The 24824-nt window shown below is 52.8% G+C and carries 20 protein-coding genes, 1 other RNA gene, 1 pseudogene and 1 CRISPR repeat array; of the genes and pseudogenes, 17 read left to right on the top strand and 5 right to left on the bottom strand.

Annotated features, from left to right (window positions below; translation table 11 throughout):
• Positions 1-66: 66 nt before the first annotated feature.
• The 3 genes from FLZ89_RS02200 (at position 67) to FLZ89_RS02190 (ending at position 3801) form a co-directional block, all read left to right on the top strand.
• Positions 67-1980: an aldehyde ferredoxin oxidoreductase family protein gene (locus FLZ89_RS02200; RefSeq protein WP_141304253.1), complete on the top strand. Its 1914-nt coding sequence runs from the start codon at positions 67-69 to the stop codon at positions 1978-1980.
• Positions 1977-2264 carry a MoaD/ThiS family protein gene (locus tag FLZ89_RS02195; protein ID WP_141304252.1) on the top strand — a complete coding sequence of 96 codons (288 nt, stop codon included), beginning with the start codon at positions 1977-1979 and terminating at the stop codon, positions 2262-2264. Before FLZ89_RS02200 ends, FLZ89_RS02195 begins: the two co-directional genes overlap by 4 nt.
• 346 nt (positions 2265-2610) lie before the next feature.
• A complete protein-coding gene (locus tag FLZ89_RS02190) occupies positions 2611-3801 on the top strand; it encodes an MFS transporter (protein WP_172613401.1) in 1191 nt (396 codons plus the stop codon).
• Positions 3802-4078: 277 nt separating this feature from the next.
• On the opposite strand, the pseudogene FLZ89_RS02185 reads toward FLZ89_RS02190, so the two are convergent.
• Positions 4079-4537: pseudogene (locus tag FLZ89_RS02185) on the bottom strand (adenine deaminase C-terminal domain-containing protein); the annotation flags it as partial.
• Positions 4527-4673, bottom strand: a complete 147-nt coding sequence (locus tag FLZ89_RS15520; RefSeq protein ID WP_172613400.1) for a hypothetical protein — start codon at positions 4671-4673, stop codon at positions 4527-4529. The pseudogene FLZ89_RS02185 and the gene FLZ89_RS15520, both read right to left, overlap by 11 nt.
• 366 nt (positions 4674-5039) lie before the next feature.
• Here FLZ89_RS15520 and FLZ89_RS02180 point away from each other — a divergent pair, with 366 nt between their 5' ends.
• From FLZ89_RS02180 to FLZ89_RS02145, 9 genes are all read left to right on the top strand, one after another.
• Positions 5040-6224: a uroporphyrinogen decarboxylase family protein gene (locus FLZ89_RS02180; protein ID WP_141304250.1), complete on the top strand. Its 1185-nt coding sequence runs from the start codon at positions 5040-5042 to the stop codon at positions 6222-6224.
• A 20-nt stretch (positions 6225-6244) separates the two neighbouring features.
• A complete protein-coding gene (locus FLZ89_RS15515; protein ID WP_172613399.1) occupies positions 6245-6418 on the top strand; it encodes a hypothetical protein in 174 nt (57 codons plus the stop codon).
• A gap of 110 nt (positions 6419-6528) precedes the next feature.
• Positions 6529-7080 carry a cobalamin B12-binding domain-containing protein gene (locus tag FLZ89_RS02175; RefSeq protein ID WP_253256386.1) on the top strand — a complete coding sequence of 184 codons (552 nt, stop codon included), beginning with the start codon at positions 6529-6531 and terminating at the stop codon, positions 7078-7080.
• Between the two features lie 29 nt (positions 7081-7109).
• The gene (locus FLZ89_RS02170; RefSeq protein WP_141304249.1) at positions 7110-8339 is read left to right on the top strand and encodes an MFS transporter; all 1230 of its coding nucleotides are present in this window, start codon (positions 7110-7112) and stop codon (positions 8337-8339) included.
• Positions 8340-8494: 155 nt separating this feature from the next.
• Entirely contained in the window at positions 8495-9130 is a 636-nt protein-coding gene (locus FLZ89_RS02165; protein WP_141304248.1) for a cobalamin B12-binding domain-containing protein, read from the top strand.
• Between the two features lies 1 nt (position 9131).
• Positions 9132-10388 carry a uroporphyrinogen decarboxylase family protein gene (locus FLZ89_RS02160; RefSeq protein WP_141304247.1) on the top strand — a complete coding sequence of 419 codons (1257 nt, stop codon included), beginning with the start codon at positions 9132-9134 and terminating at the stop codon, positions 10386-10388.
• 81 nt (positions 10389-10469) lie between these two features.
• A complete protein-coding gene (locus FLZ89_RS02155) occupies positions 10470-11774 on the top strand; it encodes a uroporphyrinogen decarboxylase family protein (RefSeq protein ID WP_141304246.1) in 1305 nt (434 codons plus the stop codon).
• A gap of 120 nt (positions 11775-11894) precedes the next feature.
• Positions 11895-12341: RNase P RNA component class A (gene rnpB / locus FLZ89_RS02150), an RNA gene on the top strand.
• A 438-nt stretch (positions 12342-12779) separates the two neighbouring features.
• Positions 12780-13064, top strand: a complete 285-nt coding sequence (locus FLZ89_RS02145) for a CRISPR-associated endoribonuclease Cas6 (protein WP_141265516.1) — start codon at positions 12780-12782, stop codon at positions 13062-13064.
• 163 nt (positions 13065-13227) lie between these two features.
• Positions 13228-14917: direct repeats of the CRISPR family, unit length 30 nt; unit sequence GTTCGCAGCCTACCTATGAGGAATTGAAAC.
• Positions 14918-15031: 114 nt separating this feature from the next.
• Here the strand turns inward: FLZ89_RS02145 and ade are convergent.
• Complete coding sequence (ade, locus tag FLZ89_RS02140; RefSeq protein ID WP_172613398.1) at positions 15032-16831, bottom strand: adenine deaminase; 1800 nt, start codon at positions 16829-16831, stop codon at positions 15032-15034.
• A 640-nt stretch (positions 16832-17471) separates the two neighbouring features.
• Here ade and FLZ89_RS02135 point away from each other — a divergent pair.
• The 4 genes from FLZ89_RS02135 to FLZ89_RS02120 are packed head-to-tail and all read left to right on the top strand — an operon-like array spanning position 17472 to position 22096.
• Entirely contained in the window at positions 17472-18518 is a 1047-nt protein-coding gene (locus FLZ89_RS02135) for an ABC transporter permease (RefSeq protein WP_216363814.1), read from the top strand.
• On the top strand, positions 18518-19453 hold the full coding sequence (locus FLZ89_RS02130) for an ABC transporter permease (protein WP_141304245.1): 936 nt from the start codon (positions 18518-18520) through the stop codon (positions 19451-19453). The genes FLZ89_RS02135 and FLZ89_RS02130 overlap by 1 nt, the downstream gene beginning before the upstream one ends.
• Positions 19454-19495: 42 nt before the next feature.
• Entirely contained in the window at positions 19496-20557 is a 1062-nt protein-coding gene (locus FLZ89_RS02125; RefSeq protein ID WP_141304244.1) for a BMP family lipoprotein, read from the top strand.
• Positions 20558-20596: 39 nt separating this feature from the next.
• Positions 20597-22096, top strand: a complete 1500-nt coding sequence (locus FLZ89_RS02120) for an ABC transporter ATP-binding protein (RefSeq protein WP_253256385.1) — start codon at positions 20597-20599, stop codon at positions 22094-22096.
• 126 nt (positions 22097-22222) lie between these two features.
• On the opposite strand, the gene FLZ89_RS02115 is transcribed toward FLZ89_RS02120, so the two are convergent.
• Positions 22223-22735 (bottom strand): hypothetical protein, encoded by a 513-nt coding sequence (locus tag FLZ89_RS02115; RefSeq protein ID WP_141265520.1) that lies wholly within the window; start codon positions 22733-22735, stop codon positions 22223-22225.
• Entirely contained in the window at positions 22732-23088 is a 357-nt protein-coding gene (locus tag FLZ89_RS02110; RefSeq protein WP_141304243.1) for a nucleotidyltransferase family protein, read from the bottom strand. Before FLZ89_RS02110 ends, FLZ89_RS02115 begins: the two co-directional genes overlap by 4 nt.
• A 192-nt stretch (positions 23089-23280) precedes the next feature.
• Here FLZ89_RS02110 and FLZ89_RS02105 point away from each other — a divergent pair, with 192 nt between their 5' ends.
• Positions 23281-24819 carry an HlyD family secretion protein gene (locus FLZ89_RS02105; protein WP_172613396.1) on the top strand — a complete coding sequence of 513 codons (1539 nt, stop codon included), beginning with the start codon at positions 23281-23283 and terminating at the stop codon, positions 24817-24819.
• Positions 24820-24824 lie beyond the last annotated feature (5 nt).

The following is a 24824-nucleotide window of genomic DNA, read 5'->3' as shown; positions in this document are numbered from 1 at the left end:
CGCAATGCCCTGGAGGACCGCCAAAAATAGATAGCAAATAAAAGACCTTTGAGGAGGGTTAAAGTAATGGCTACCCTGAAAGGTGGTTACTGGGGAAAAATTCTTAAGATCAATCTTACTAACAAAAAATGGAATGTCGAAGATCTGGACCCGGCAATAGCGGCCTCATACCTGGGTGGCGCCGGTCTGGGCATAAAACTGCTTTACGATGCCTTAGGACCGGGTGTGGACCCTTTAAGCCCGGAGAACGTGTTGGTAATTACTACGGGTCCTATGACAGGAACGGATGCTCCTTGCGCCAGCCGCATGGCAGTTGTTTCGCATTCTCCCTTAACAGGCGGAGTGGCCATGGCCTTGAGCGCGGGCCATTTTCCCGCGGAATTGAAATTTGCCGGCTATGATGTAGTTATTATTGAGGGCAAGGCCGAGAGCCCTGTGTATCTATATATAAAGGATGGAGATGTGCAGTTCAGGAATGCAGAGCGGCTCTGGGGAATGATGACCACTGACACCCAGCTTTTCATTAAGGAGGAATTGGGTGACCATAACCTACGTGTGGCCTGTATAGGACCGGCCGGCGAAAAGCTTTCCCGGATAGCCTGTATCATAAACGAGCGCAGGGCTGCGGGACGTAAAGGCGTCGGTGCGGTGATGGGTAGTAAAAACCTCAAGGCAATCGCCGTACGCGGTACGAATAAGGTACCGGTACAAGATCCCCAGGCTTTTTCTCAGATATTAAAGGACCTGCATAAGCTGATGCGTGACGATCCCGCCCTTTATCCCGGGCTTGGTAAGTTCGGCACCTCCCTTGCAGTTGACGTCACCTCGGCCATGGGCATCTGGTCGGCGAAGAACTGGATGGATACTGGCGTCTTCTGCCCGGCCGAAAAGTTGGGCAGCCAGCCCCTGGACACCTTTACCATAAGGCGTAATCCTTGCTACCGGTGCCCGGTAGGTTGCAGCCAGGTAAGGATTGCAAAAGATGGCTCGTATGCCAACGTGCTAACCGAGGGACCGGAGTTTGAGACTATTTATTCCCTGGGCAGCAATGTGGGCGTAGATTACGCCCCGGCAGTCATAGCAGCCGACCGCCTGTGTGATGAGTACGGGTTGGATTCCATATCCACAGGGGTCACCATAAGCCTTGCCATGGAGCTTTATGAGCGGGGCATGATCAGCAAAGAAGAAGTCGACGGGCTGGAACTGCGCTTTGGCAGTTATGAGAGCGTCCTGGAACTCATTCGCAAGATGGCCACCCGGGAAGGTGTCGGCGACCTGCTGGCCGACGGTTCGCGCCTGGCCGCCCAGCGTATCGGCAGGGGAGCGGACAGATACGCCATCCACATAAAGGGTCTGGAGCTTCCTGCTTATGATATCCGCGGCGCCAAGGCTCATGGTCTCAATTATATCACCTCTTACACAGGAGCCGACCACAACCGCGGCTACGCGTTCCAGGAAATTTTTGGCGTTCCCCTGCCTGAACCCGTAGACCGGCTGGAGATAAAAGGCAAGGGCAAACTCACCAAGTGGAACCAGGATTTTGCCGTATCCTGCTTTGACTCCCCGACCTTCTGCAATTTCCTCAATTCGGCCCTGGCCGTTGAAGGACCAAGAATCGTGTCCGGGCTAATAAACGCCGCCTCGGGGCTTTCCCTGACTGCGGAAGATATATGGCAAGCAGGGGAAAGGATAATCAATCTGGCCCGGGTATTCAATGCTCGAGAAGGTTTTAGCCGTGCCGACGATACCCTGCCGCCCAGGCTTATGGAAGAGCCCATTAAAACCGGCAACTCAGCAGGCCAGCGCATTTCCAGGGAAGACCTGGATAAAATGCTCGACGAGTATTATGAGGCTAGAGGTTGGGATAAGGAGACGGGGCTGCCGTCCAGTGAAAAGTTGGTGGAGCTGGGCTTAGCGGATACGGTAGCGGCAGTGGAGAAGGCCAGGGCCGCCTATAAGGGTGGGTCTGGCACCAAATGAAGATAAAGGTGGAGGTAATACTTGACCTGGCCCAGGTATTAGGACAGCGAGAAATTGAAGTGGAAGTTCCTGAAGAGTCGACCCTGCGCACACTGGTAAGGTACTTGACAGACAGGTACGGTGAAACGTTAAAAAAGAAGCTTATACGTACTGATACATGTGAACCGTACCCTTATTTCAGGTTTATGGTGAACGGAAGGGATATAGTTGGCCTGCAGGGGCTGGATACTCCTTTGGTGGAGGGGGACACCGTGTTGGTCATCCCCCCTGCCGCAGGAGGGTAGATGGTTCAAATGCTGCGGTCCGCAAGCAGTGGCCTCCTGAAAATGCCTTGAGGCTGGCCGCAGCTTTTATAAAACACAAAAATTCTTTGGGAGGTGTATTTTTATCATGCGTAAAGCATAGGCAGTGTATGGGCATTATATTTAGCCAGGGATTTTTGGGCGTGGGATGCAGTATCCTGGGATGTGTTACGACACCCTCGTGCCCAGTTCCACCGTTCTTCTGCTGGGAAGGGTAATCGAGGGTATTGAGCCATCTGCACTGACGCGGGGATCGGACCACCCTTCCTGCCGGGTGCCAAAATTATTTTCGATTCGACAATTTAAAATAGGGAAAGGAGTGATTATTGTGAAACAGGCAGAGGGCAAAATCAAGTTGGCCATATTGAGTATTGGTATATTGATGATGGGCGTAATAGGTATTGCGAGCGGGCTTTCGGTAATTGCCCAGCATTTCACCGATGTATCCCAGCTCTCCATCCAGCTGCTCATAACCCTTCCCTGCATTATTATTATTGTGGTTACCCCCATAGTAGGCAAGCTGCAGGAATACATTTCAATGAAGACTCTGGTTTTGTTCGGTATACTGTGCTTCCTGGTAGGAGGAGTTGTACCCGCTTTCCTTACCTCCTTCCCGATGATACTTGTATTCAGAGGTATATTGGGTGTTGGTGTGGGAACGGTACAGGTGCTTTCCCCGGCTCTGGTTGCAGCATACTTTGAAGGCGACGAGCGTTCAAATGTCATGGGCCAGCTGACTTCGGCTCAGATGATAGGGTGTGCCATAATGGTTTTTGTTAGCGGATATTTGGCCCTGGTTGGCTGGAATATAACATTCTATGTGCACCTTATCTCCCTTATTTCTCTGATATGCGTTGCGGCGTTTTTACCGTATACAAAGCCGATCAAGGCTGTCGCCGCAGAAGGCGGACCAGCCGAAAAGGTTCAGCTTACAGGGGCCGCCTTTGGATGGGCGATCACCATGCTCATATTCTTTATAGGCGGGATGATTCTGGCTACGTATCTGGCCTTCCTGGTAACCGCACACAATCTTGGAACTGCCGCTCAAGCCGGACAGGCAACCATGATTTTCGCTATCGGCGGATTTTTGATGGGCCTTATCTACGGCAAATTAGCCCAGTTCACCAGAAATAACAGTCTTGCAGCGGGGTTATTCATGGGAGTAATAGCTTATCTGATGGTAGCTTTTGCGCCAAATATATTCCTGGTGTATCTGGGAAGCCTGATATACGGTTTCTCGGTGACCACTGTTTTCGCCAGCATTATGGTTGGAACATCCATGTCTGTTAAGCCGGTTGCCGTACCCCTGGCTACTTCCATTGTGGTGGCCGGCCAGAACCTGGGTTCGTTTTTATGCCCGTACATCATAACCCCCATATCGGCTTTAATGAGTTCTGATATCAATATGTTCGCTTTTATAACCGGCGCAATTCTGTTCGGGATAATGGGCATTATCGCACTGATATGGGGCATGGGAAGAAACGCCAGAGAATCAGCACCGGTAAAATTTAGTGCATAAGTTTAAGGTGAAAGAAGCTCAAAGAAGATGTGCTAACAAGGGCCTCACCTGCGATACGGATGGACCCAAGGGTTGGTACCCGGTCGCCTGGCCGTAGGGTGGAGCCCTTAAAAATTGCTGCGCCCCACTAGAGCGCTCCGAGATAAGTAATATACTGCGCTTGACAGCCTGCCCCCGGGAGAATTAAAACTGGTACTTGTACAAGAGTTTTTCAAGGTTCGCGATCCGGGGCTGTTAAAAAGGTAGCCGTTAGGGCTGAAGCAGGAAAAAAGTCCATTTAGTCAATAATCAGGTCCACAAATTTAAACTCCAGGGTGTCCACCAGGCCGCGGTTGGTCAGACGCAGTTCCGGCAGGACCGGCAGAGAGAGGAGGGCCATGGTCATAAAAGGCGATACCAGGCGGCAGCCCAGCTCCTGCCAGGCCCGCTGGACGGCGGTAAGCTCTCCGGCGACTTCTTCCACCGGCCGGTCCGACATGAGCCCGGCAATGGGCAGAGGCAGGAGGGCCAGGATTTTGCCGTCCCGGACGACTACCATACCGCCGCCGCACTGGGCCAGGGTATTACCGGCCAGGGCTATGTCGGCATCGTTCATGCCGACAATGAGGAGATTGTGACTGTCGTGGGCGACCGTGGAAGCGACGGCCCCGCCTTGAAAGCCGAAGCCCCGGACAAAGCCCAGGCCGATGCTGCCGTTACCTCCGTGGCGCTCGACAACGGCTACTTTAGCCAGGTCCCCTGAGGTAGGGTAATAGCAATAATTTTACCTTTTGCCTGGCCGGGGCAAAGCCACGTTTGTACCGGCTTTTGCTATTTATTTCATATTCTACTTCGATTAAAACTAATTCCTGGGGCTGGAATGCCTTTGCCATCGACTACTGTTTGCTGCCGGGCTGGGTGATGAGGGCTTGGATAAAACAGACACCCGGAATGTTTGGCGAACGGCTAAAGGGGAGAAAAAGGATGGATATAGCCATTTAGCGATAACCAAATTTTTTATAATAGAAGAAGGAATATTTCAACAAACATAGAATATATAACTATACAAGATTGTTAGTACTCCCTCTGACTGTAAGCCATAACAATGCCACCATGTTAAAGGCATTTAGGAGGGGTGAGCTGTAGGATTAGAGTGATCAAAAATAAAGGAAGGTGGTGAGCATAGCAAGCACGCGTGAAGATTATACACATCTCAGGGAATTGGTAATTTATAAGAAAAAGACGGGGGAGATGGACGAATGGGTGACAAGGAAAAGCTTTTTCAGGAACGATTAAACCGTTACCTAACAGCACTAGACTGCGGCAAACCGGATAAGGTTCCCATATCCTTTTCAGTTGGTGAGTGGGCTGTTAATTACACCGTCAATACATTGCAAGAAGTATACTACAACCAGGAAACGTCTACCAGGTTAACCAATCAAGTCCTGGATGAGATTTTGCCTGATCTCGATTTCGATATTTTCGGTGGCGGTCCGGGTTTGTGGTGGCCCCCCATGTTTGATGCCATGGGTTCTAAGTTATACAAGTTTCCCGGTATTTATTTAGAAGAAACGTCTACTTTTCAGTACGTAGAAGAAGAATACATGAAACCGGAAGACTATGACGCTTTTATTGCCAATCCCACGGAATGGTTGGCTACCAAATACTTACCTACTATCAATGAGGAGTTTGCCGAACCGGAGTCGTATAGAGCAACTGTAGCATTAATCAAGAGTGCGGCTGCTTATGCCATGTCCGGTGATATGATGGGCAAGGCCTGGGAAAAGTGGACAAAAGAGTATGGCTTTGTCCCTAGCTCAAGTGGTTTTACCAAGGCACCTTTTGACACCCTTGGTGATGCCCTGCGGGGGATGAAGGGAATACTCCTAGACCTCCGGCGACGGCCTGATAAGGTTTTGGCAGCGTGTGACGCCATTGTTCCTCACAATATTGCGTACGCTATGATAGGTGCCCGTGGCGATACCACATTACCCTGTATTGCGCCTCTCCACCGCGGTGCTTACCCATTCCTGAGCTTGCAGCAATGGGAAAAATTCTACTGGCCGTCCCTGAAAGCAGTTATCGAAGGTCTCTGGGCTCAAGGCAAGAGGATGACCTTCTTTGCCGAAGGTGATTGGACACCTTATCTGGAAAAGATAGCCGAACTGCCTGACAAGAGTATCGTTTTTATCATTGACACCACTGATGCCAAGAAGGCCAAGGAAGTCCTTGGCGGCAGGTTCTGTCTGTATGGCGGTGTTTCCACGACGCTCTTGACCTATGGCACACCGGAACAAGTAAAAGAGTGTGTCAAGCGCCTGATAGGTGAGTTGGCCTGCGATGGAGGTTATATCCTCGCTCCTGGCGGGGTTGTTATGGGAGACGCTAAAAAGGAAAATCTCTTTGCCATGATCGAAGCAGGGAGAAAATATGGAGTTTATTAACAATAAGGGGGCGAAGATTGATGGGCGGGAGTAAGGTAAAGGCGTTTGTTCCAGCCCCGGGAACTTGTGTTCCATGGAGGATTAAAAAGGAAGAATTCGGTGATCTGCTCGGCAATGAGGAAATCGTTAAAGGCGAATGGGAAAAGCTTGATACTTTTGCATATGCGTTTATTTGGTTCTGGGTACAGCGCTAATTTCTGTCTAATTAGAATATAGAGAGAGGAGAAATTTTAATGTCAACAGTTACATTATCAAAAGCCATGGCTGAACTAGAAGGGATCAGGTTCTTGCACAAGTAAAGGAATTGTTGGGAAGTGGAGTTGCCCCGTTAGAGATTGTCAAGTTATTACAGGAAGGTATGCTGGAAGTCGGCAATCGGTTTGAGCGCGGCGATTATTTCTTAAGCGAATTAATTATGGCCGGTGAAATCATGAGAGGTGCTATGGATATACTAGAGCCTCTGCTAAGCGGGGAAAGTGGTGAACATAAAGGAACCGTTGTTATCGGCACTGTCAAGGGGGACATCCATGACCTGGGCAAGAATATCGTTATTATGCTGTTGAAGGGCGCCGGCTATAAAGTTGTCGACCTGGGAGTGGATGTGCCCAAAGAAAGGTTTGTCGAAGCTATTAAGGAAACAAATGCGCCTTTAGTGGGTATGAGCGTGCTTCTAACCAGCTGCCAGGGAGCACTTAAAGAGGTCATCGATGCTATCCGGGGAGCAGGTTTGGATACAAAGGTTATCATTGGCGGCAATTATATTGATGAAACCATCAAGAATTTTGCAGGAGCAGACTATTTTGCCACTGCGGCTACTGATGGACTGAAGGTGGCAGCGGAAATCTTTGGAGCATGACCATAAATAATTCGGGAGGGCAATATCTAATGGATAACAACTTCAAACCTTCTCTTTTGCCGTACCGCTGGATAATTCTAGTTGTTGTGTGGCTCGGCGCGTTTATAGGAAGTTATGCCCAGTTTCAACTACCCCCGCTGGCGTATAAGCTTATGCCTGAACTAAATTTAACGCCTAGCCAGTACGCGAGTATCCTGACTGCTCCGATGCTCCCGGCTGTTTTCTTCAGCATCGTGGCAGGGACCCTGGCGGACCGCTTTGGGGTAAAGAGGGTCGTTACGGTGGGTTTCATCTTTGCGACGGTGGGAATTTTTTTCCGCTATGTCGCCACAAACTACTGGCAGATGTTGATTTTGATGGCCCTGGCGGGGACCAGCTCGGCATTCTTAAATGCTAATATCGCGAAAATTCTAGGTGCGTGGTTTCCCCCGGAACAGCTCAGCAAGGCTATGGGGATTTACATTACTTCACCTACGTTTGCCATGAGCGTTGGCATGGCTACTACTGCGATGTTTTCCTCTATTAAGGCGGCCTTCATCACAGCGGGAATAGGCTGCATACTCACAGCTGTCATATGGGTGGCACTTGCCAAAGACAAACCCGAAGGCGCGCCGGAGCTGCCGGCCATGCCGGTCGCTCAGTACCTGGGCGTAGCTGCTAGAAGCAAAAACGTCTGGTTAGTCGGCTTGGCTCTCTTGTTCATGATGGGCGGTGCAATGGCTTTTTCCGGTTTTCTCCCCGATGCCCTCCACTCAGTAAGAGGAATAGACCCGGTTACCGCGGGTTTCCTGGCATCCATGGGAACCATTGGGACCCTTTTAGGCAGCATTTTGGGCCCGATTATTTGCGACCGTATTGGTTACATGAGGCGATTCTTGTTCTCTGCAGGAGCTTTGGGAGCAGTCACTATCTTCTATTCCTGGCAGGCGCCTCTGGGAGCATGGATATGGATGATGCTTATCTTGAGCGGAGTGCTGGCAGGGGCTGCCGGACCGATACTTATGTCCTTCCCCATGCTGCTTCCGGAAATAGGCCCCGTTTATGCCGGGAGCGCTGGCGGCCTCATGGCTACGCTGCAATTAATCGGCGCTGTAGCCATTCCTACCTTTATCATTGCGCCACTGGCCGGCCACAACTACTACATGATGTTCGGATTGGCCGGCATGAGCATCTTTTTGCTGGGAATAGTATCTTTATTCCTTCCTGAATTAGGTAGGAAAGCTATTGTTAAGCCTTCAGGTCCTTCACAGTCCCTCTAACTGTTCCTGGTGCTAGTGCACCAGCAGCCCTTTAAAGGTACAAGGGGCTGTCACTGGTGATATCTTAAGTTTGTTGGGGGAGATATGGTGGACGGGCAATGCAGAAATTGACGGTTTATTATGAAATAAAAGACTAAGCTAGTGGAGGGAGCAGAATGACGAATAAACTAGTAGATAACATTGCCAATCTACGTGAGGGGGAAGCGCTGGCGCTGGTCAAAGAGATGCTGGCAACCGGTACCGACCCGATGGTACTCTTGGAGGGATGCCGGGATGCTATGGAAATGGTAGGAGAACGGTTCAAGAAGGGTGTGTACTTTTTACCTGACCTGATTTACGCAGGTGAAATAATGAGGCAGGTTTCGGCCGAAGTCAAGCCCTACATAAACACGGCCGAAGCGGAAGGCAAGAAAGGCGGCAAAATCCTGATAGGGACTGTAAAAGGGGATATTCACGACATCGGTAAGAACATCGTAACTTTTATGTTGGATGTAAACGGTTTCGACGTCAGGGATATAGGGGTGGATGTACCACCGGAGACCTTTGTAGAGCATATAAGGTCCTTTGAACCCGATATTGTGGCCTTGAGCGGTCTCCTGACGGTGGCCCATACTACTATGAAGGAGACGGTGGAGGCTATTAAAGCTGCCGGGTTAAGGGAGAGGGTCAAGATCATGGTAGGCGGCGGCTCGATAGACGAGCATGTGCGGGTTTTCGCGGGTGCCGATGCGTATGGACCCGATGCCATGGCGGCTGTCTCGTTGGCAAGGCAATGGACGGGGGTGAAATAGGATGTCCGGATCTCCTGAAAAACTTCTTGAAGAACGCCGTAAGCGTTTCCTGGACGCATACGCAATGCAGGTGCCAGATAGGGTTCCTATTATGTTGAATTTTAGTTACATGCTGGCTCGTCTTGGTGGCGTCACCAAGCAGGAACTGCACGAAAACCCTGATAAGGCGCAGGAACTTCTTGAGAAATGGGCCCTTTACTATCAGCCGGACGCGGCCTTTGGCTTGGTGGGATTTGGTGGCCCGGAACCCAGCCGGATCCTTAATGACCGGCAGATCAAGTGGCCAGGCTATGGCCTGGGGCCGAACGAGCCGTTTCAGTTTGTTGAAGACGAGCACATGAAAGTCGAAGAATACGACGAGTTCATCGAAGACCCGACCGACTTCACCCTGCGGAAATTTTTACCCCGTATTTACGGCGCCCTGGAAGGGTTCACTTCACTACCGGCGCTTACGTCTATGTTGGGAGGATATGTGGCTCTTGGAAACCTTACTGTTCTCAACGCACCGCCGGTTCGTTCGGCATTGGACGCTTTATTTAAAACAGCGGAATGGTACTCCCGGATAATGCCCAAGATGGCCGAGTATGCTCGCCGGATGGAAACATTGGGCTTTCCATCGGATGTGCTTATGTTCGGGGTGACTGCTCTCGCACCTTTTGACCTTCTGGGCGACACCTTGCGCGGCATGCGGGGGATATTTTTCGATATGTACCGCTGCCCGGACAAGTTGCTGGCGGCGGAAGAAAAAATCCGGCGTTTCACAGTTAAAGATGTTCTCCAGACCGCCCGGATGACGGGGTTAAAATTTGTCTTTATCCCGTTACACCGCGGGTCTGATGGGTTCATGTCCCTCGAGCAGTTCGAGACCTTCTACTGGCCGCAACTCAAGGCGATGATGTTGGAAATCATTGATGCAGGACTGAAGCCATGTCCGTTCTACGAAGGCGTCTGGGATCAGCGCCTTGAGTACCTGCGCGAACTGCCCATGGGCAAGACCGCAGGCATGTTCCAGAACAGCAACATGTTCAAGGTAAAGGAAGTACTGGGCGACGTGATGACGATAATAGGTGGGTTCCCGGTGTCGCTCCTTGAGGGTGGAACCCCCGAAGAAGTCCGTGAGCACACCAGAAAGATGTGCAAGGTTCTCGGCAAGAACGGCGGTTTCATCATGTCCACCAGCACCGTAATGGACGAGTGCGATCCTGAGCTTGTCAAAGTGTGGGTGGACGCTACCAAAGAATACGGGACAGACGTGTGAAAAGCTATGGGTGCAATTACCATCTTGGACGATGGAGGCGGTTATACGGAGATTGACTTTCGGAAACAAGGAGGTTTAACAATGACGATGGACGAAAAACAAGAAGAAATGTTTGCTAAATGGCTTTCAGGGCAAGAGGTAAAATTTGAAAACGAGGAAGCGGAAAAGTCATATAAAGAAAGAATAACCCGACTAATAGATGCCATTCAATTGCAAAAAACACCGGACCGGGTACCAGTCTGTCCAGGTATTGGATTTTTCCCAATTTACTATACGGGGATAACTATGAAAGAAGCCATGTACGAATATGAAAAAGCGGTGGCTGCTTGGAAAAAATACGTTCTGGATTTTGAACCGGACGTTTCATCGAGCCCGGGTTTTGTTTGGCCTGGCAAAGTCCTGGAAATTCTTAGATATAAATTGTTGAAATGGCCTGGCTATAATCTTTCTGCAGATACTCCTTACCAATTTGTCGAAGGGGAGTATATGAAAGCCAATGAGTACGATGCTCTAATCCAGGATCCCACTGATTTCTGGTTTAGGGTGTATTTTCCACGGATCTTCGGGGCACTTAAGCCTTTTCAAAAACTAGCCCCTCTCACTGATCCTATTGCCATACCTTTTTTAGTGCCCTTTGGTTTACCGGAGGTACAGGCGGCCATGAAAAACCTTTTAAAGGCGGGAGAAGAGCTTTTACAATGGGCGAGTGTGATTGGTGCTGCGGGACAGGAGCTTCAAGCGAAGGGATATCCTAGCTTTTTTGGAGGAATAAGTCTTGCCCCCTTTGATATGATCGGCGATAGCCTCAGGGGTACCATTGGAATTATGGTTGACATGTACAGGCAGCCTGAAAAATTGTTGGCGGCCCTGGAGGTGATGACCCACCTGGCTATAAGGATGGGTATATATTCCGCCAGGGTTTCCGGCCACCCCATCGTCTTCATTGCTTTGCATAAAGGAGCTGATGGTTTCCTTTCAGACAATCAGTTCCGGACTTTTTACTGGCCAACCTTGAGAAAAGTCATTTTGGGTTTGGTTGAAGAAGGATTGGTGCCCTACTTATTTGCCGAAGGGGGCTATAATTCTCGCTTAGAAGTCATCCGTGATATACCGAAGGGTAAGACGATATGGCTTTTTGATCAGACCGACATGGCAAAAGCCAAGGATATACTGGGAGATGTAGCCTGCATAGCCGGCAATGTGCCCATTACTTTATTGACTTTTGGTCAACCGGAAGAAATAAAAGATTATTGCAGAAAGCTTATAAAAACTGCGGGTAAAGATGGCGGATTTATTCTTAGTAACGGGGCCGCAATCGACAATATTAAGCCGGAAAATCTGCACGCCTTAATAGAATCCGCAAAAGAGTTTGGGAGCTATCATTAGGAAGGTTCCTCGTGTTCTCTTTATTATAAAGCCACGGCCACGTTGCCACGTTCGTCCCTGACAGGATAGTATAAAGGGTGTTATATTTAAATCCGCTGAAGAAAAGTGGATAAGTGCTTTTGAGTAAACCGGATGGTCGCGGGCGATAAGCGCCTGGCGCGCCTATCGCCTGAGGAAAGTCCGAGCTCCGCAGGGCAGGGTGCTGGATAACGTCCAGTGGAGGCGACTCCAAGGAAAGTGCCACAGAAACAGACCGCCCAGCACTCAACTCGACAGTTGGACCTCTTTCACTATAAGCGAACCTGATGTTTTAAATTCAGGTTTGTATATAAAAGTTTTCATCTGTCGAGTTGAGTGCTGGGCAAGGGTGGAAAGGTGAGGTAAGAGCTCACCAGCGGTTAGGCGACTAACCGGCTCGGTAAACCCCACCTGGAGCAAGACCGAATAGGGGGACAAAAGGGGTGGCCCGCCCCGTCCCCGGGTAAGGTCGCTGGAGGCGCCAGGCAACTGGCGTCCTAGATAGATGACCATCCAAGACAGAACTCGGCTTACAGGTTTACTCAAAAGACCTTTTACTGGACTTATGGGTTATCACCTCTTCTTAGGGGTCACATTTTTAGACCCAGGAAGAGGTGATAATCTTTTTTAACGGGCTGTAATAAAAAACTCCCTCAGATAATCATAATAACAGGAACGCATTCTAAAGCCAAAGCCGGTTTAAAGGAGCAAGAGCCTTCTATCTGGCTGTAACTATTATCAGTGGAGCGGATTAATCAATTTTTCGGCCAAAATAATACATATGGGTTATTCTGGGTATACTATAATTAAATTTATAGTTCTATAGGAGAAAAGGGTATGGTTATCTGACAAAGGTTTTGTAAGCGTAAAATACCCCCCACCTATTATCTAAGGTGGGGCAAAAACAAGCTTAACTATTCATACGGCAAACAGGAGGCAGAGTTTCAGACATTCCACCCTGCAGGCACCTGATGGAAAAAAGAAGACATATTACTATCATCCTATAGAAAAAAATTCCGCCAGCAGATAAAAAATAATCTTCTCAAGAAGGCTGCAGTCCTGGGAATAAACTTGCCGCCGGATATACCCCTAGAATTACATAACGTAAAGGGGAGCGACATGAAAGTAGTTTATTATAAGGATACAGTAATCAAAGGCTGGTTGGGTAAATATATGCTAACAGGTGATCTGCAGTTAATTCGCCTGGTCTTTAGTGTGGGTATCGGCGCCAAAAATTCCCAGGGTTTTGGTATGCTGGAACCTGTAATTTAAGCAGGAAAAATGTCGTCGACCTTGAATAATGTAAAAATCCCTGGGGATCGACGACAGTGAAGATATCAAAAAATCCTTGAATTTACTGTATCCTTTACTTTAGATTAAGTTTTTGCTGGAAATATGCTATAATAAAAAAGCAGCCAAACTAGTATATAAATGGGTTCGCAGCCTACCTATGAGGAATTGAAACTCGCGTTTTACAAACCGGTCGATCCAGACGAACTGGTTCGCAGCCTACCTATGAGGAATTGAAACTCAGGCCGCAGGTGATTGTGGCCCTGGGTGCTTCGGTTCGCAGCCTACCTATGAGGAATTGAAACGTGCAGCCCGGCTCTATGAAGGCATGGAGCAGCGTAGTTCGCAGCCTACCTATGAGGAATTGAAACTGCCTCCACATCGAGGACACGGATGGGGCTTCATTAGTTCGCAGCCTACCTATGAGGAATTGAAACTTATCACCTTGTAAAAATTTTGATTGTACCCACGAGTTCGCAGCCTACCTATGAGGAATTGAAACTACGGGCGTCAATCATGCTGTCGCCCTTTACGACGAGTTCGCAGCCTACCTATGAGGAATTGAAACCGAAAAGTAATGTGGGAATGGTGGAGATGTAGAAAAGAGTTCGCAGCCTACCTATGAGGAATTGAAACATAGGGCTACAGCCATACTTGACAGCTACATGCACCGGTTCGCAGCCTACCTATGAGGAATTGAAACCGCTAAGATGCGTGACGACCATTGTGCGGTCATTCTGGTTCGCAGCCTACCTATGAGGAATTGAAACATGGGGCCTGTTCCGGTAACCCTGGTCCCGGCGGGTGGTTCGCAGCCTACCTATGAGGAATTGAAACCGATACCGCCGCCTCAAGAGCGGCCTCGTCAACGACAGTTCGCAGCCTACCTATGAGGAATTGAAACCGATACCGCCGCCTCAAGAGCGGCCTCGTCAACGACAGTTCGCAGCCTACCTATGAGGAATTGAAACAATAACCCCAAAAAAATATACGCCTCTTCGGCGTAAGTTCGCAGCCTACCTATGAGGAATTGAAACCGGAACTGACTGATCCACAGAAACAGCCGTTAATTGAGTTCGCAGCCTACCTATGAGGAATTGAAACCCCTCGCGTTCACTATAGTCGCCGTATATTATCGCAAGTTCGCAGCCTACCTATGAGGAATTGAAACGCGTGTCGCAGGATGATGCTGGCCGCGGCGGCCAGCGTTCGCAGCCTACCTATGAGGAATTGAAACTGGGCAATGTCTTCGGCTACCAAGCGCAGGGTATCGTTCGTTCGCAGCCTACCTATGAGGAATTGAAACCTCTGGCCAACATGCCGGCCCTGGTTGGCGGTAAGGTTCGCAGCCTACCTATGAGGAATTGAAACCTGGAACATCAGTCGCCATTGCAGGCCCTCTATACGTTCGCAGCCTACCTATGAGGAATTGAAACCCCGGCCTTTTTTGATTTAGGGGTGAGAAGATGAAAGTTCGCAGCCTACCTATGAGGAATTGAAACCCAGAAGTAATAATCCCAATGCTTCCGGGGTTCGCCGTTCGCAGCCTACCTATGAGGAATTGAAACACAAGTAACTAACAAAAGCCGTAAAAACCTAATAAGTTCGCAGCCTACCTATGAGGAATTGAAACTACAGTTAAGCCCGGAGATACTCTTTGGGCGATAGCTGTTCGCAGCCTACCTATGAGGAATTGAAACTCAATAAATCCGCACTCTGCCAGAACGGCAGGGGCTTTGTTCGCAGCCTACCTATGAGGAATTGAAACTATTTTTGCAAACGATTAGCCTAAAATTAGCCCATAAGTTCGCAGCCTACCTATGAGGAATTGAATCCCTCTACAGCAGTATATATCTGCTCGCTGCTATATCTCGTTCGCAGCCTACAACAAATAGCCACAGTACGCGAGCGCCTCATGAAAGAGCTTTATGGTGAGAACCAAAGTCCATTTAGTCAATAATCAGGTCCACAAATTTAAACTCCAGGGTGTCCACCAGGCCGCGGTTGGTCAGGCGCAGTTCCGGGAGGACCGGCAGAGAGAGGAGGGCCATGGTCATAAAAGGCGATACCAGGCGGCAGCCCAGCTCCTGCCAGGCCCGCTGGACGGCGGTAAGCTCTCCGGCTACTTCTTCCACCGGCCGGTCTGACATGAGCCCGGCGATGGGCAGAGGCAGGAGGGCCAGGATTTTGCCGTCCCGAACGGCTACCATACCGCCGCCGCACTGGGCCAGGGTATTACCGGCCAGGGCCATGTCGGCATCGTTCATGCCGACAATGAGGAGATTGTGACTGTCGTGGGCGACCGTGGAAGCGACGGCCCCGCCTTGAAAGCCGAAGCCCCGGACAAAGCCCAGGCCAATGCTGCCGTTACCGCCGTGGCGCTCAACAACGGCTACTTTAGCCAGGTCCCCGGTAGGGGAGGCCTGGAGCTGTCCGTCAGCAACCGGTACGGTGGTGGTGAGGTGGCGGGTAGTGACATTAGCCTCGATAATTTCTATCACCCGGACGCGGACCTGGCTCTTGCCTGCCGGGGCCGGCAGGCGGAAGTGGGCGGCTGCCAGGGGTTCCTTTAAGTGGACCGAATGACGCACCCGGTCGGGATAAGTGACGGCGGGGAGCTCGATTAACAACCGGCCGCCGGCGGCAACTATCCGGCCGTCGACCATGACTTTATCTACCTCCACACCGGCCAGGTCCTTCAGGAAGAGGATATCGGCACAGCGGCCGGGAGCAATGGCCCCCAGGTCCTGGGCGACACCAAAGCATTCGGCGGTATTAATAGTTACTGCCTGGATGGCCCGGACGGGATCAAGCCCCTCCTCTATAGCCCGCCGCAACACATGGTTTAAGTGCCCTGCCGAAAGCAGGGTTTCCGGGTGGGTATCATCGCTGACCAGGACGGCACGGCGGCTGTCGATTCTGGTTTCCGTCAGGCTTTTAATCGTGGCCTTAATATCGTGCCAGGCCGAACCTTCCCGCATCATGGCGTACATGCCCAGGCGCAGCCGGTTCAGGGCGTCTTCACTAGAGGTAGATTCGTGGCAGGAAGAGATGCCGGCGGCAGTATAGGCGGCCAGGGCCTGGAAATCACCCGGCAGCGCGAAGTGGCCGGTAACGGGTTTGCCGGCCTTTAAGGTGGCCTCCAGCTCGCCGTGCACACCGGGATCGCCGGCCAGGACGCCGGGGAAGTTCATCATTTCCCCCAGGCCGCAGACGCCGGGCCACCCCATGGCGCTGGCTACTTCCGCCGGGCCGAAGGCGGCACCGGCGTCCTCGAAGCCCGGGGCAGCGGGGACACAGGAGGGCATGGTGGCGAAAACCTTTAAAGGGAGGTCCCGGCCTTCGTCCACCATTAACTTTACCCCTTCCAGCCCCAGGACATTGGCGATCTCATGGGGATCCATGAATATCGCCGTTGTGCCGCCGGGAAGGACGGCGCGGGCAAACTGGGTTACCGTCACCATACTGCTTTCCACATGAACATGGCCGTCCATAAAACCGGGACAGAGGTAGTAACCGGAGGCATCGATTATTGCCGTTGCCGGGCCGATGCTGCGGCTGACATCGCCGACGCTGGCTATCCGGCCATCCTTAATGGCAATATCCCAGGGCAGGATCTCGCCCGTAAAGACATTGACGACTTTACCGTTTTTAATGACGGTATCGGCCGGGATTTTCCCGGTAGCTGCAGCCACCAGTTCCCGGGTAACTTCAGCAAGGGGACGCCGGGAAGAGAACACCGTATTCATCTCCTCTTTTTGGATAAAATTTGTTTTCAGTATAAAACTTTACTGGAGTAATGGCAATATTTTTCCCTCCCTTGCCTGGGCAAGGTCTATCTCCTATCCGCTTCCAGTACCAGACCTCAGCCCTGCCCGGAGAGGAGATTCGCCTTTGGAAGGAACGCCGTCCGGTGGATGACCCTTTCACCGTGAAAGTTCTCTGGGTGCTCGCAGCAGTCTTTGAAGGGTGTTGGTCGCTCATAAGTAGCCATTTAACTACGGTTTTCCGTCTATTGACATAAGAATCGCGGGAAGTTATAATAAAACCGCACCTGAGGGGTAAGCAAAGAAGCTTACAGGCAAAGGGGCCATCTATTCCAAGATAGATGGCTTTATTTTTGCCGTTACTAAGGAAAGTGAAGGCGGTTTCCCGGCACCCCTCCTTCAAAATTGGAACGGGCTGCCTGCGATAAAGGCGCAGCTGAAAAATTATTTTAAACCCCACCCTGGTTTAGCAGGAATAAAGATAAGTAAGTAGAATACATTAACACTAACATTAAAATTTTAACCATTATTAATGGGGAGTGGACGTGTGAATAATCAAACATCTAAATCGTGGCTTATACAAACATTAATCCTGCTAGGTGCTTTAGCAGGCGCCCTGCTGGTGGGCGCTGTGCTTCTGATTATAGCCGGGTCGGACCCCATAAAGGCTTACAGCGTTATGTTCGCCGGCCCCATCGGCAGCCAATTCGGCATCACGGAAACCCTGGTACGCGCTACTCCCTTGCTTTTAGTGGGGCTGGGTATAGTCATATCTTTCCGCAGCGGTATCCTCAACATCGGCGGGGAGGGGCAAATACTCGTTGGAGCTGTAACGGCCGCCGCCGTAGCCCTGGCCCTCCCCGACTGGCCTAAGGTTATCCTTTTACCCCTTGTTTTGCTGGCCGGCTGTGTGGCCGGCGGTATCTGGGGCGGCATCGCCGGCTGGTTAAAAGCCCGCCTGGCGGTAAACGAGATTTTGAGCACCGTCATGCTAAACCAAATCGCCCTGCAGCTCTACCTTTACCTGATAAGGGGACCGTTGATCGATCCCCAGGAGGTGGCCTATGGTACCGGCGTGCCGCAGACAGGCCTGGTGCCCAGGCAGGTTTGGCTGGCCCGTTTAATACCGGGTATGCGCTTGCATACGGGCTTTATCCTGGCGCTTGTCCTGGCCGTCCTGGTGTATATTTTTCTCTGGCGCACAACCATCGGCTACCGCATGCGGGCCGTCGGCGCGGGGCCGGAGGCCGCGCGTTACGGCGGCATCAGGGTAGAATTTTACCTTATTTTGGCTATCGCCCTGGCCGGCGCCCTGGCCGGCCTGGCAGGGGCGGTGGAAGTGCTGGGAGTCCACCATCGCGCCCTGGAGTCCCTTTCGGCCGGGTACGGGTTCAGCGGGATCGTAGCAGCCCTTTTCGGACGCCTCCATCCCCTGGGCACAATACCGGCCGCCATCCTGATAGGCGCCCTTATTTTAGGGGCCGACATGATGCAGCGGGCCGTTCACGTGCCGGCAGCCATAGTTATGGCCATCCAGGGCCTCGTCATCCTGTTTGTCGTATCCAGCGACCTCCTGCTGCGGAAACCCGAACTGCTGGCACGTATATTTACCCGCCATATTTTTCCCAGTTCCAAACAGGCAAAGGAGGAGGCAGGCACCGGATTATAATGGAAGACGTCATCAGTCAAGGACTAATAGTTGGCATACTGGCTACGGGGATTCGCCTGGCTACCCCCTTTTTACTGGCAGCCCTGGGTGAAATGTTTACCCAGCGCTCAGGAGTGTACAACCTCGGTATTGAAGGCATTATGCTCATGGGAGCCTTTATGGGATTTTTCGTAACCTGGCGCACCGGCAATATTTATCTCGGCATCCTGATCAGCTTAATCGTCGGCGCCCTGATGGGCCTGCTCATGGGTATAGTAAGCATAACTTTCAAGGCTGAACAGGGTATAAGCGGCATCGGCTTATACATGTTCGGCTGGGGGCTATCCGGGCTGCTCTTCCGGCTGTACGTAGGGGCCATAACCACCATTGAGGGTTTGCGGCCTGTCAAAATTCCCGGGTTGGGAGATATCCCCTATATTGGGACCATATTTTTCAACCACAACTGGCTTGTGTACCTGGCTTATATTCTGGTCCCCATATCCTGGCTTGTACTCTATAAAACCACCTGGGGGCTGAAAGTCAGGGCAGTAGGTACCACCCCGGAAGCGGCCGATACCCTGGGTGTCAGCGTAGACGGCATCCGTTACCAGTGCCTGATCCTGGGGAGCATGCTGGCGGGCCTTGCAGGAGCCTATCTCACGGTGGGCCAGGCCAACATGTATGCCGACTATATAACTGCCGGCAGGGGGTTTATTGCCGTAGCCCTGGTTTACTTCGGCCGCTGGAGCCCCTTTGGCATCCTGGCCGGCTCGCTGCTTTTCAGCATGGCGGATTCCTTCCAGCAGTGGGTGCAGGTGCTGGGCATCAGCGTGCCCTACGAGCTGGCGGTAATCCTGCCGTATGTAATCACAATAATGGCCCTGGCTGTATCCTTCGGCCGCGTCTGGGCGCCTGCGGCCCTGGGCAGGCCCTACGAACGCGGGACCCGGGGGTAAAAGCATTATTTTAGCTTGGTAATAAGAAGGGGGATTTATGGCATGAAGAAATGGAAGCGAATCTTAACTATCCTGGCGGCTGTCGTGCTGCTGGCCGCGCTGTCCGCCTGCGGCGGCAAACCTGCGGCCGACACGGCGAAAGAAGGGCAGGAAAAGAATCCGGAGAAGGTGCGCATCGCCCTGGTCCTGCCCAGCACGGTGGACGATATGGCCTGGAGCCAGTCTATGTATGAAGGCCTGAAAGCTGTGCAGGAGAAGATGGGTAAAGATAAGGTGGAGATTGCTGTGAGCGAAAGGCTGGGCAACGCCGTCGACGCCGGGGCGGCCATACGCCAGTATGCCAGCCAGGGGTATGACATTGTGATCGCCCACGGCGCCCAGTACCAGAGCGTGCTGCAGGAGATCGCGGCCGATTTTCCCAAGACCACCTTTGCCTACGGCACCGGATACCAGACGGCACCCAACATCTTTGCCTACGATCCCCAGGCCCAGGAAGGCGGGTATCTGCTGGGGATACTGGCGGCCAAGATGACCAAATCCGGGATTACGGGAATTGTCGGCCCGGTAGAATCCGGGGATGCCATCAAGTACAACTACGGTTTCCAGCAGGGCGTGGCGGCCGCCAAACCTGAAGTCAAAGTCCGCATCGCCTACACCGGTTCCTTTAACGATATCGTAGGCGCGGGAGAACTGGCCAAGGTGCATATGGATGCCGGCGCGGATATTCTGACGGGTTCTTCCCAGCAGGCCGTGGGCGCCATCCGGGCGGTGGCCGGGCGCAGCGGCAAGTACTGGCTGTCCACCGATATGGATCAATCCAGCATAGCCCCTGATACGGTCCTGGCCGCCCAGGTTTATCAATGGGAAAAGGTAGTCACCAAAATGATAGATTTAAGGCAGCAGGGGGTTCTGGGCGGCCAGCACCTGGCGCTGTCCATCGCCGACGGCACTTTAGAGCTTAAATATAACCCCAAGCTGGCCGATAAGATACCGCAGGAAGCCAAAGACGCCGTGGAAAAAGCCCGGCAGGCCATTGCCAGCGGTAGCCTGAAAATAGAGCTTCCCAAGGAACAGCCCAAGAAGGAAGAACAGCAGAAAAAGTAAAGGGGAAACCGGATGGCAGGAGAAATCAGGCATCTGGCAATGCGCGGGATTACCAAAAGGTTTCCCGGGGTACTGGCCAACGATCATGTCGACCTGGAAATACGAGCCGGGGAGGTACTGGCCCTTTTAGGGGAGAATGGGGCCGGCAAGAGCACCTTGATGAGCATCCTTTACGGCCTTTACCAGCCGGATGAGGGCGAAATCCTGGTCAACGGCCGGCCGGTAAAGATAACTTCTCCCCGGGTGGCCCTGGAGCTCGGCATCGGGATGGTGCACCAGCATTTTATGCTGGTGCCCACCCTTACGGTGGCCGAAAACGTGGCCCTGGGCCTGCCGTCTCCTAAAGGGGCTTTCCTGGATCTCAAGGCGGTCAGCCGGAAGATCAAGGAAATTTCCAACACCTACGGCCTGGCCGTCAACCCGGACGCTTACGTCTGGCAGCTGAGTGTAGGCGAACAGCAGCGGGTGGAGATAGTCAAGGTGCTTTACCGCGGGGCCAGCCTGCTCATCCTGGACGAGCCTACGGCGGTGCTCACCCCGCAGGAAGCCGGCGAATTGATCGCGCTGCTGAAAAATATGGCCAGGCAGGGGCGGCCGGTAGTATTTATCAGCCATAAGTTAAATGAAGTCATGGCCGTCAGCGATAGAGTAACGGTGCTGCGGGACGGCAGGGTAGCAGCCGTGCGGAAGACTTGTGCAACCTCGCCCCAGGAGCTGGCCCGGCTCATGGTAGGACGGGATATGACTCCTCCGGCAGCCAGGAAGCGGCGTCCTCCGGGGAAAACCGTCCTGGAGCTTAAGGAAGTCTGGGCCAACGGCGATAAAGGGACTCCGGCCCTGCGGGGGATATTTTTAGAAGTCAGGCAGGGAGAAATCCTGGGCCTGGCGGGGGTCTCCGGCAACGGGCAAAAGGAACTGGCGGAAGTTATAAGCGGCCTGAGAAAAGCAACTAAAGGCCGGATCCTTTTGGACGGGAAGGATATCACCAATTGGCCTCCGGAGAAGATAATCAAGCAGGGGCTGGGATATATCCCTGAGGATAGAATGCATGTAGGTACCATACCTTCCTTTGCCGTGTGGGAAAACCTGATCCTCAAAGACCACTGCCGGCCGCCTTATGCCAAAGGGATTTTCCTGCATAACCAGGGTATAAGATCGCGGGCCGCTGCGCTGGTGGAGAGCTTTGGCGTCAAAACCCCCGGCCTGGATACCCCGACCGGCCGCCTTTCCGGGGGTAATATCCAGCGGGTAATCTTGGCGCGAGAGATTACGCGTAATCCTTCCGTACTGGTGGCGGCCTATCCCGCCCGGGGGCTGGATATAGGAGCTACCGAATACGTCCGCCTGAAGCTCATGGAAGCCAGGGACAAGGGAATGGGGGTACTCCTCATTTCTGAGGACCTGGAAGAAATTATGACCTTATCCGACCGCATTGCCGTAATATATGAGGGACAGCTCATGAGGGTCATGGACGCGGGAGACGCCGACGAACGCTCATTAGGGCTCCTTATGGCCGGTATCCGGCAGGAGGCTTCTTAAGTTTTCGCTTGCGGCGAACCTTAAACGCGGTGTAAGGGCCCAAGCGGGTTTCAGGCTGTTGGCCAGGCAACAGGTCGACAGCCTTTCTTTTACGCCGTCTTATCCCCTTGCCGGCCACAGGCATCCTTAATTAACGCTTCGCCGGATAATCTCGTACATCTGCTTGATAAAACCGTCAACCTCGTTCTTCAAACGCTGGTCCACTTCGGGCAACCTGTTGAGCAGCGGTTCCAGCCTTTCCGGTATTAAATTAAAACCATAGATATTGCGAACCAGGTGCCGGAATTTACGGTATTCATCAAGTAAAGCAAAAGTCGTCCGGGTGATTACGGCCGGCCTGATACCGTTTATATCCAGCTTCATCTGCCGGAGCAAATCCTTATGCCATTCCTGACCGGAGGGCAGGCTGCCGTCTACCGCCTTAGCGATTTCCTCAAACATATTTTCAATACCGGTATAGTAGTCAAGTAGGACCGAAGCCAGGGCTCGCAAAGTAAACTCATCCGCCTGCCGTAGGCTTATCTCCTGCTGTGGTGTGGCCCAGAATCCCCTGGCCTGTAAGGTTTTCTTTAGCCGCTCCAGGTTTTCTTTTTCTTCATTAAGCCTTGCCTCCAGGATGAGCAGATCCCGCAATTTCATGCCAATTTCACCCCCTTTTCAGCAACTTTCCGGCGCAGGGATTCCGGTGCCTCTTCCTCGCAGAGCAGGTTCAACTCGAAAGGACCGGCTATGTTTTCAGCCTGAACCTGCATTTGCCAGTAGTGTTCCTTATCTTTAAAACCCCGTATCAGCATGTCAATATCGGAATGGCTGTTAAAGCCGCCCCAGGCAAGAGAGCCGAATAAATATACCTCGTCAACACCATACTTTTCCTTAAGCCATTTAGCCACGGCCCGGGCCCTGGCCTGGGCTTCCGCCTGCCGCTGACTGGCCAATAACTGATCCTCGGCCATAACCATCCGGCGCATAGCCATAAAATCAATGGGCTCCATGTTGCCCTCACCACCCTGGATTATATTCCATACTCCTCAGCTCTAACTATACCCTGAATCCGCGATAACAACAAGACATTTCCTTGGACCGATGATGAGGCTGGGGAAAAGTAGGGTTCGTTTATTAAATGGAGATCGCCCCTAACAATTCTTAGAAATTTTTAAGGTTTGACCACCGGCTTCCTGCTATAATTGGAAATTAGATATACCGGCAGCGCGGCAGCAGGAGAGGAGATTGACATGACAGCAGGTGCAGTCCCTGTAGCGCCCCCCCGTCCCAAAAAGCTCAAGTGGCTGCTGGGGGTTTGTTTATTTTTGCTTCTGGGCGGCGCCTTTCTGTGGTGGCAGCACGGGCGCCGGGTGCAGGTGACATACATAACATTGCCCGCCAGTCAGGGCAGCATCGTCAACACCATCAACGCCACCGGCACCATCGAGCCGGTCAAGAGCGTGAACCTGGGCTTTAAAAACAGCGGCATCATCAAAGCCATCTACGTCAAGCCCGGAGACGTCGTGAAAGCGGGCCAGGTCCTGGCCAGCCAGGACACCACCGACCTGGAGGCGCAGCTGGCCCAGGCCCGGGCCAATCTCAATAGCGCCCTGGCCAACCTGCAGGAACTCGAAGCCGGCCCCCTGCCCACGGACATCGCCCAGGCGGAGGCCAACGTGGAAGCCGCCCGGGCGGCATATAACAACGCCCAGGCCACGGTAGAGCGCAATCAGGCCCTGTACGAGGCCGGGGCGCTGTCCAAAGCAGAGCTGGACAGCGCCATCACCAACCGCGATTCCGCCGCCGCCAAGCTGCGCCAGGCTGAGGCGGCCCTGGAAGCTTTGAAGAACGGCAGCCGGCCGGAAGACATCGCCGCGGCGCGGGCGCAGGTGGAGGCCGCCCGGGTGCAGGTGACCCTGGCCCAGAGTAACCTTGACAGCGCCCAGCTCCGCGCCCCCTGGGACGGCATCGTCAGTGCCGTCAACGGCGAGGTGGGCTACCGCGTGGGCAGCAGCACGGACAACACCAGCTCCAGTTTTATTACCATGATTACCCCGGCCCTGCAGCTGCGGGCCCAGGTGAACGAGGCCGACATCAACAAAGTAAAGATCGGCCAGAAGGTAACCTTCACCGTCAACGCCGTGCCCGGCCGGGAGATGTCCGGGCAGGTGGCCTGGATCGCCCCCCAGGCCGAGACCGTATCCAACGTCCAACTCTATGACGTGGTTATATCCATAGACGAGGGTCTGCCCCTGAAGGCCGGCATGACGGCCAGCGTCGATGTCATCATCGCCCGCAAGGACAACGTCCTCACCGTGCCCAGGGCGGCCCTATCTTTTGCCAGCAGCTACCAGAACAGCAGCAGTAAAAACGGCAGCCCTGCCAACAGCACAGCGGCGGGTAGCTTTGGCAGCGCGGCAGGCCAGCGCGGCGGGCAGGGTGGCACATCTTCCGGCGGCGGTACCGGTACGGGGAAGAGCGAGGTAAGCGCTGAAGAACCCGGCGCCAGCCGGGCCACGGTGCTGGTCCTGGAAAACGGCCGCCCGGTACCCCGCCAGATCGTCACCGGCCTGAGCGACGAGAGCAGCGTGGAAGTCGTGAGCGGGCTGCAGCCCGGCGAGGCGGTAATCATCGGCACCAGCACATCCGCCAGATCGTCCACCGGCACCCAGACCAGGTCGTTCTTCGGCCCCGCACCCATGCAGAACCGGCAGCCGGCCCGGACGACCCAGGGGAGGTAACCGGC

The sequence above is a fragment of the Moorella sp. E306M genome (assembly GCF_006538385.1).
Lineage (GTDB): Bacteria > Bacillota > DSM-521 > Neomoorellales > Neomoorellaceae > Neomoorella.
Note: the sequence above shows the minus strand (reverse complement) of the source record. Positions and strands in the feature narration are given on the sequence as shown.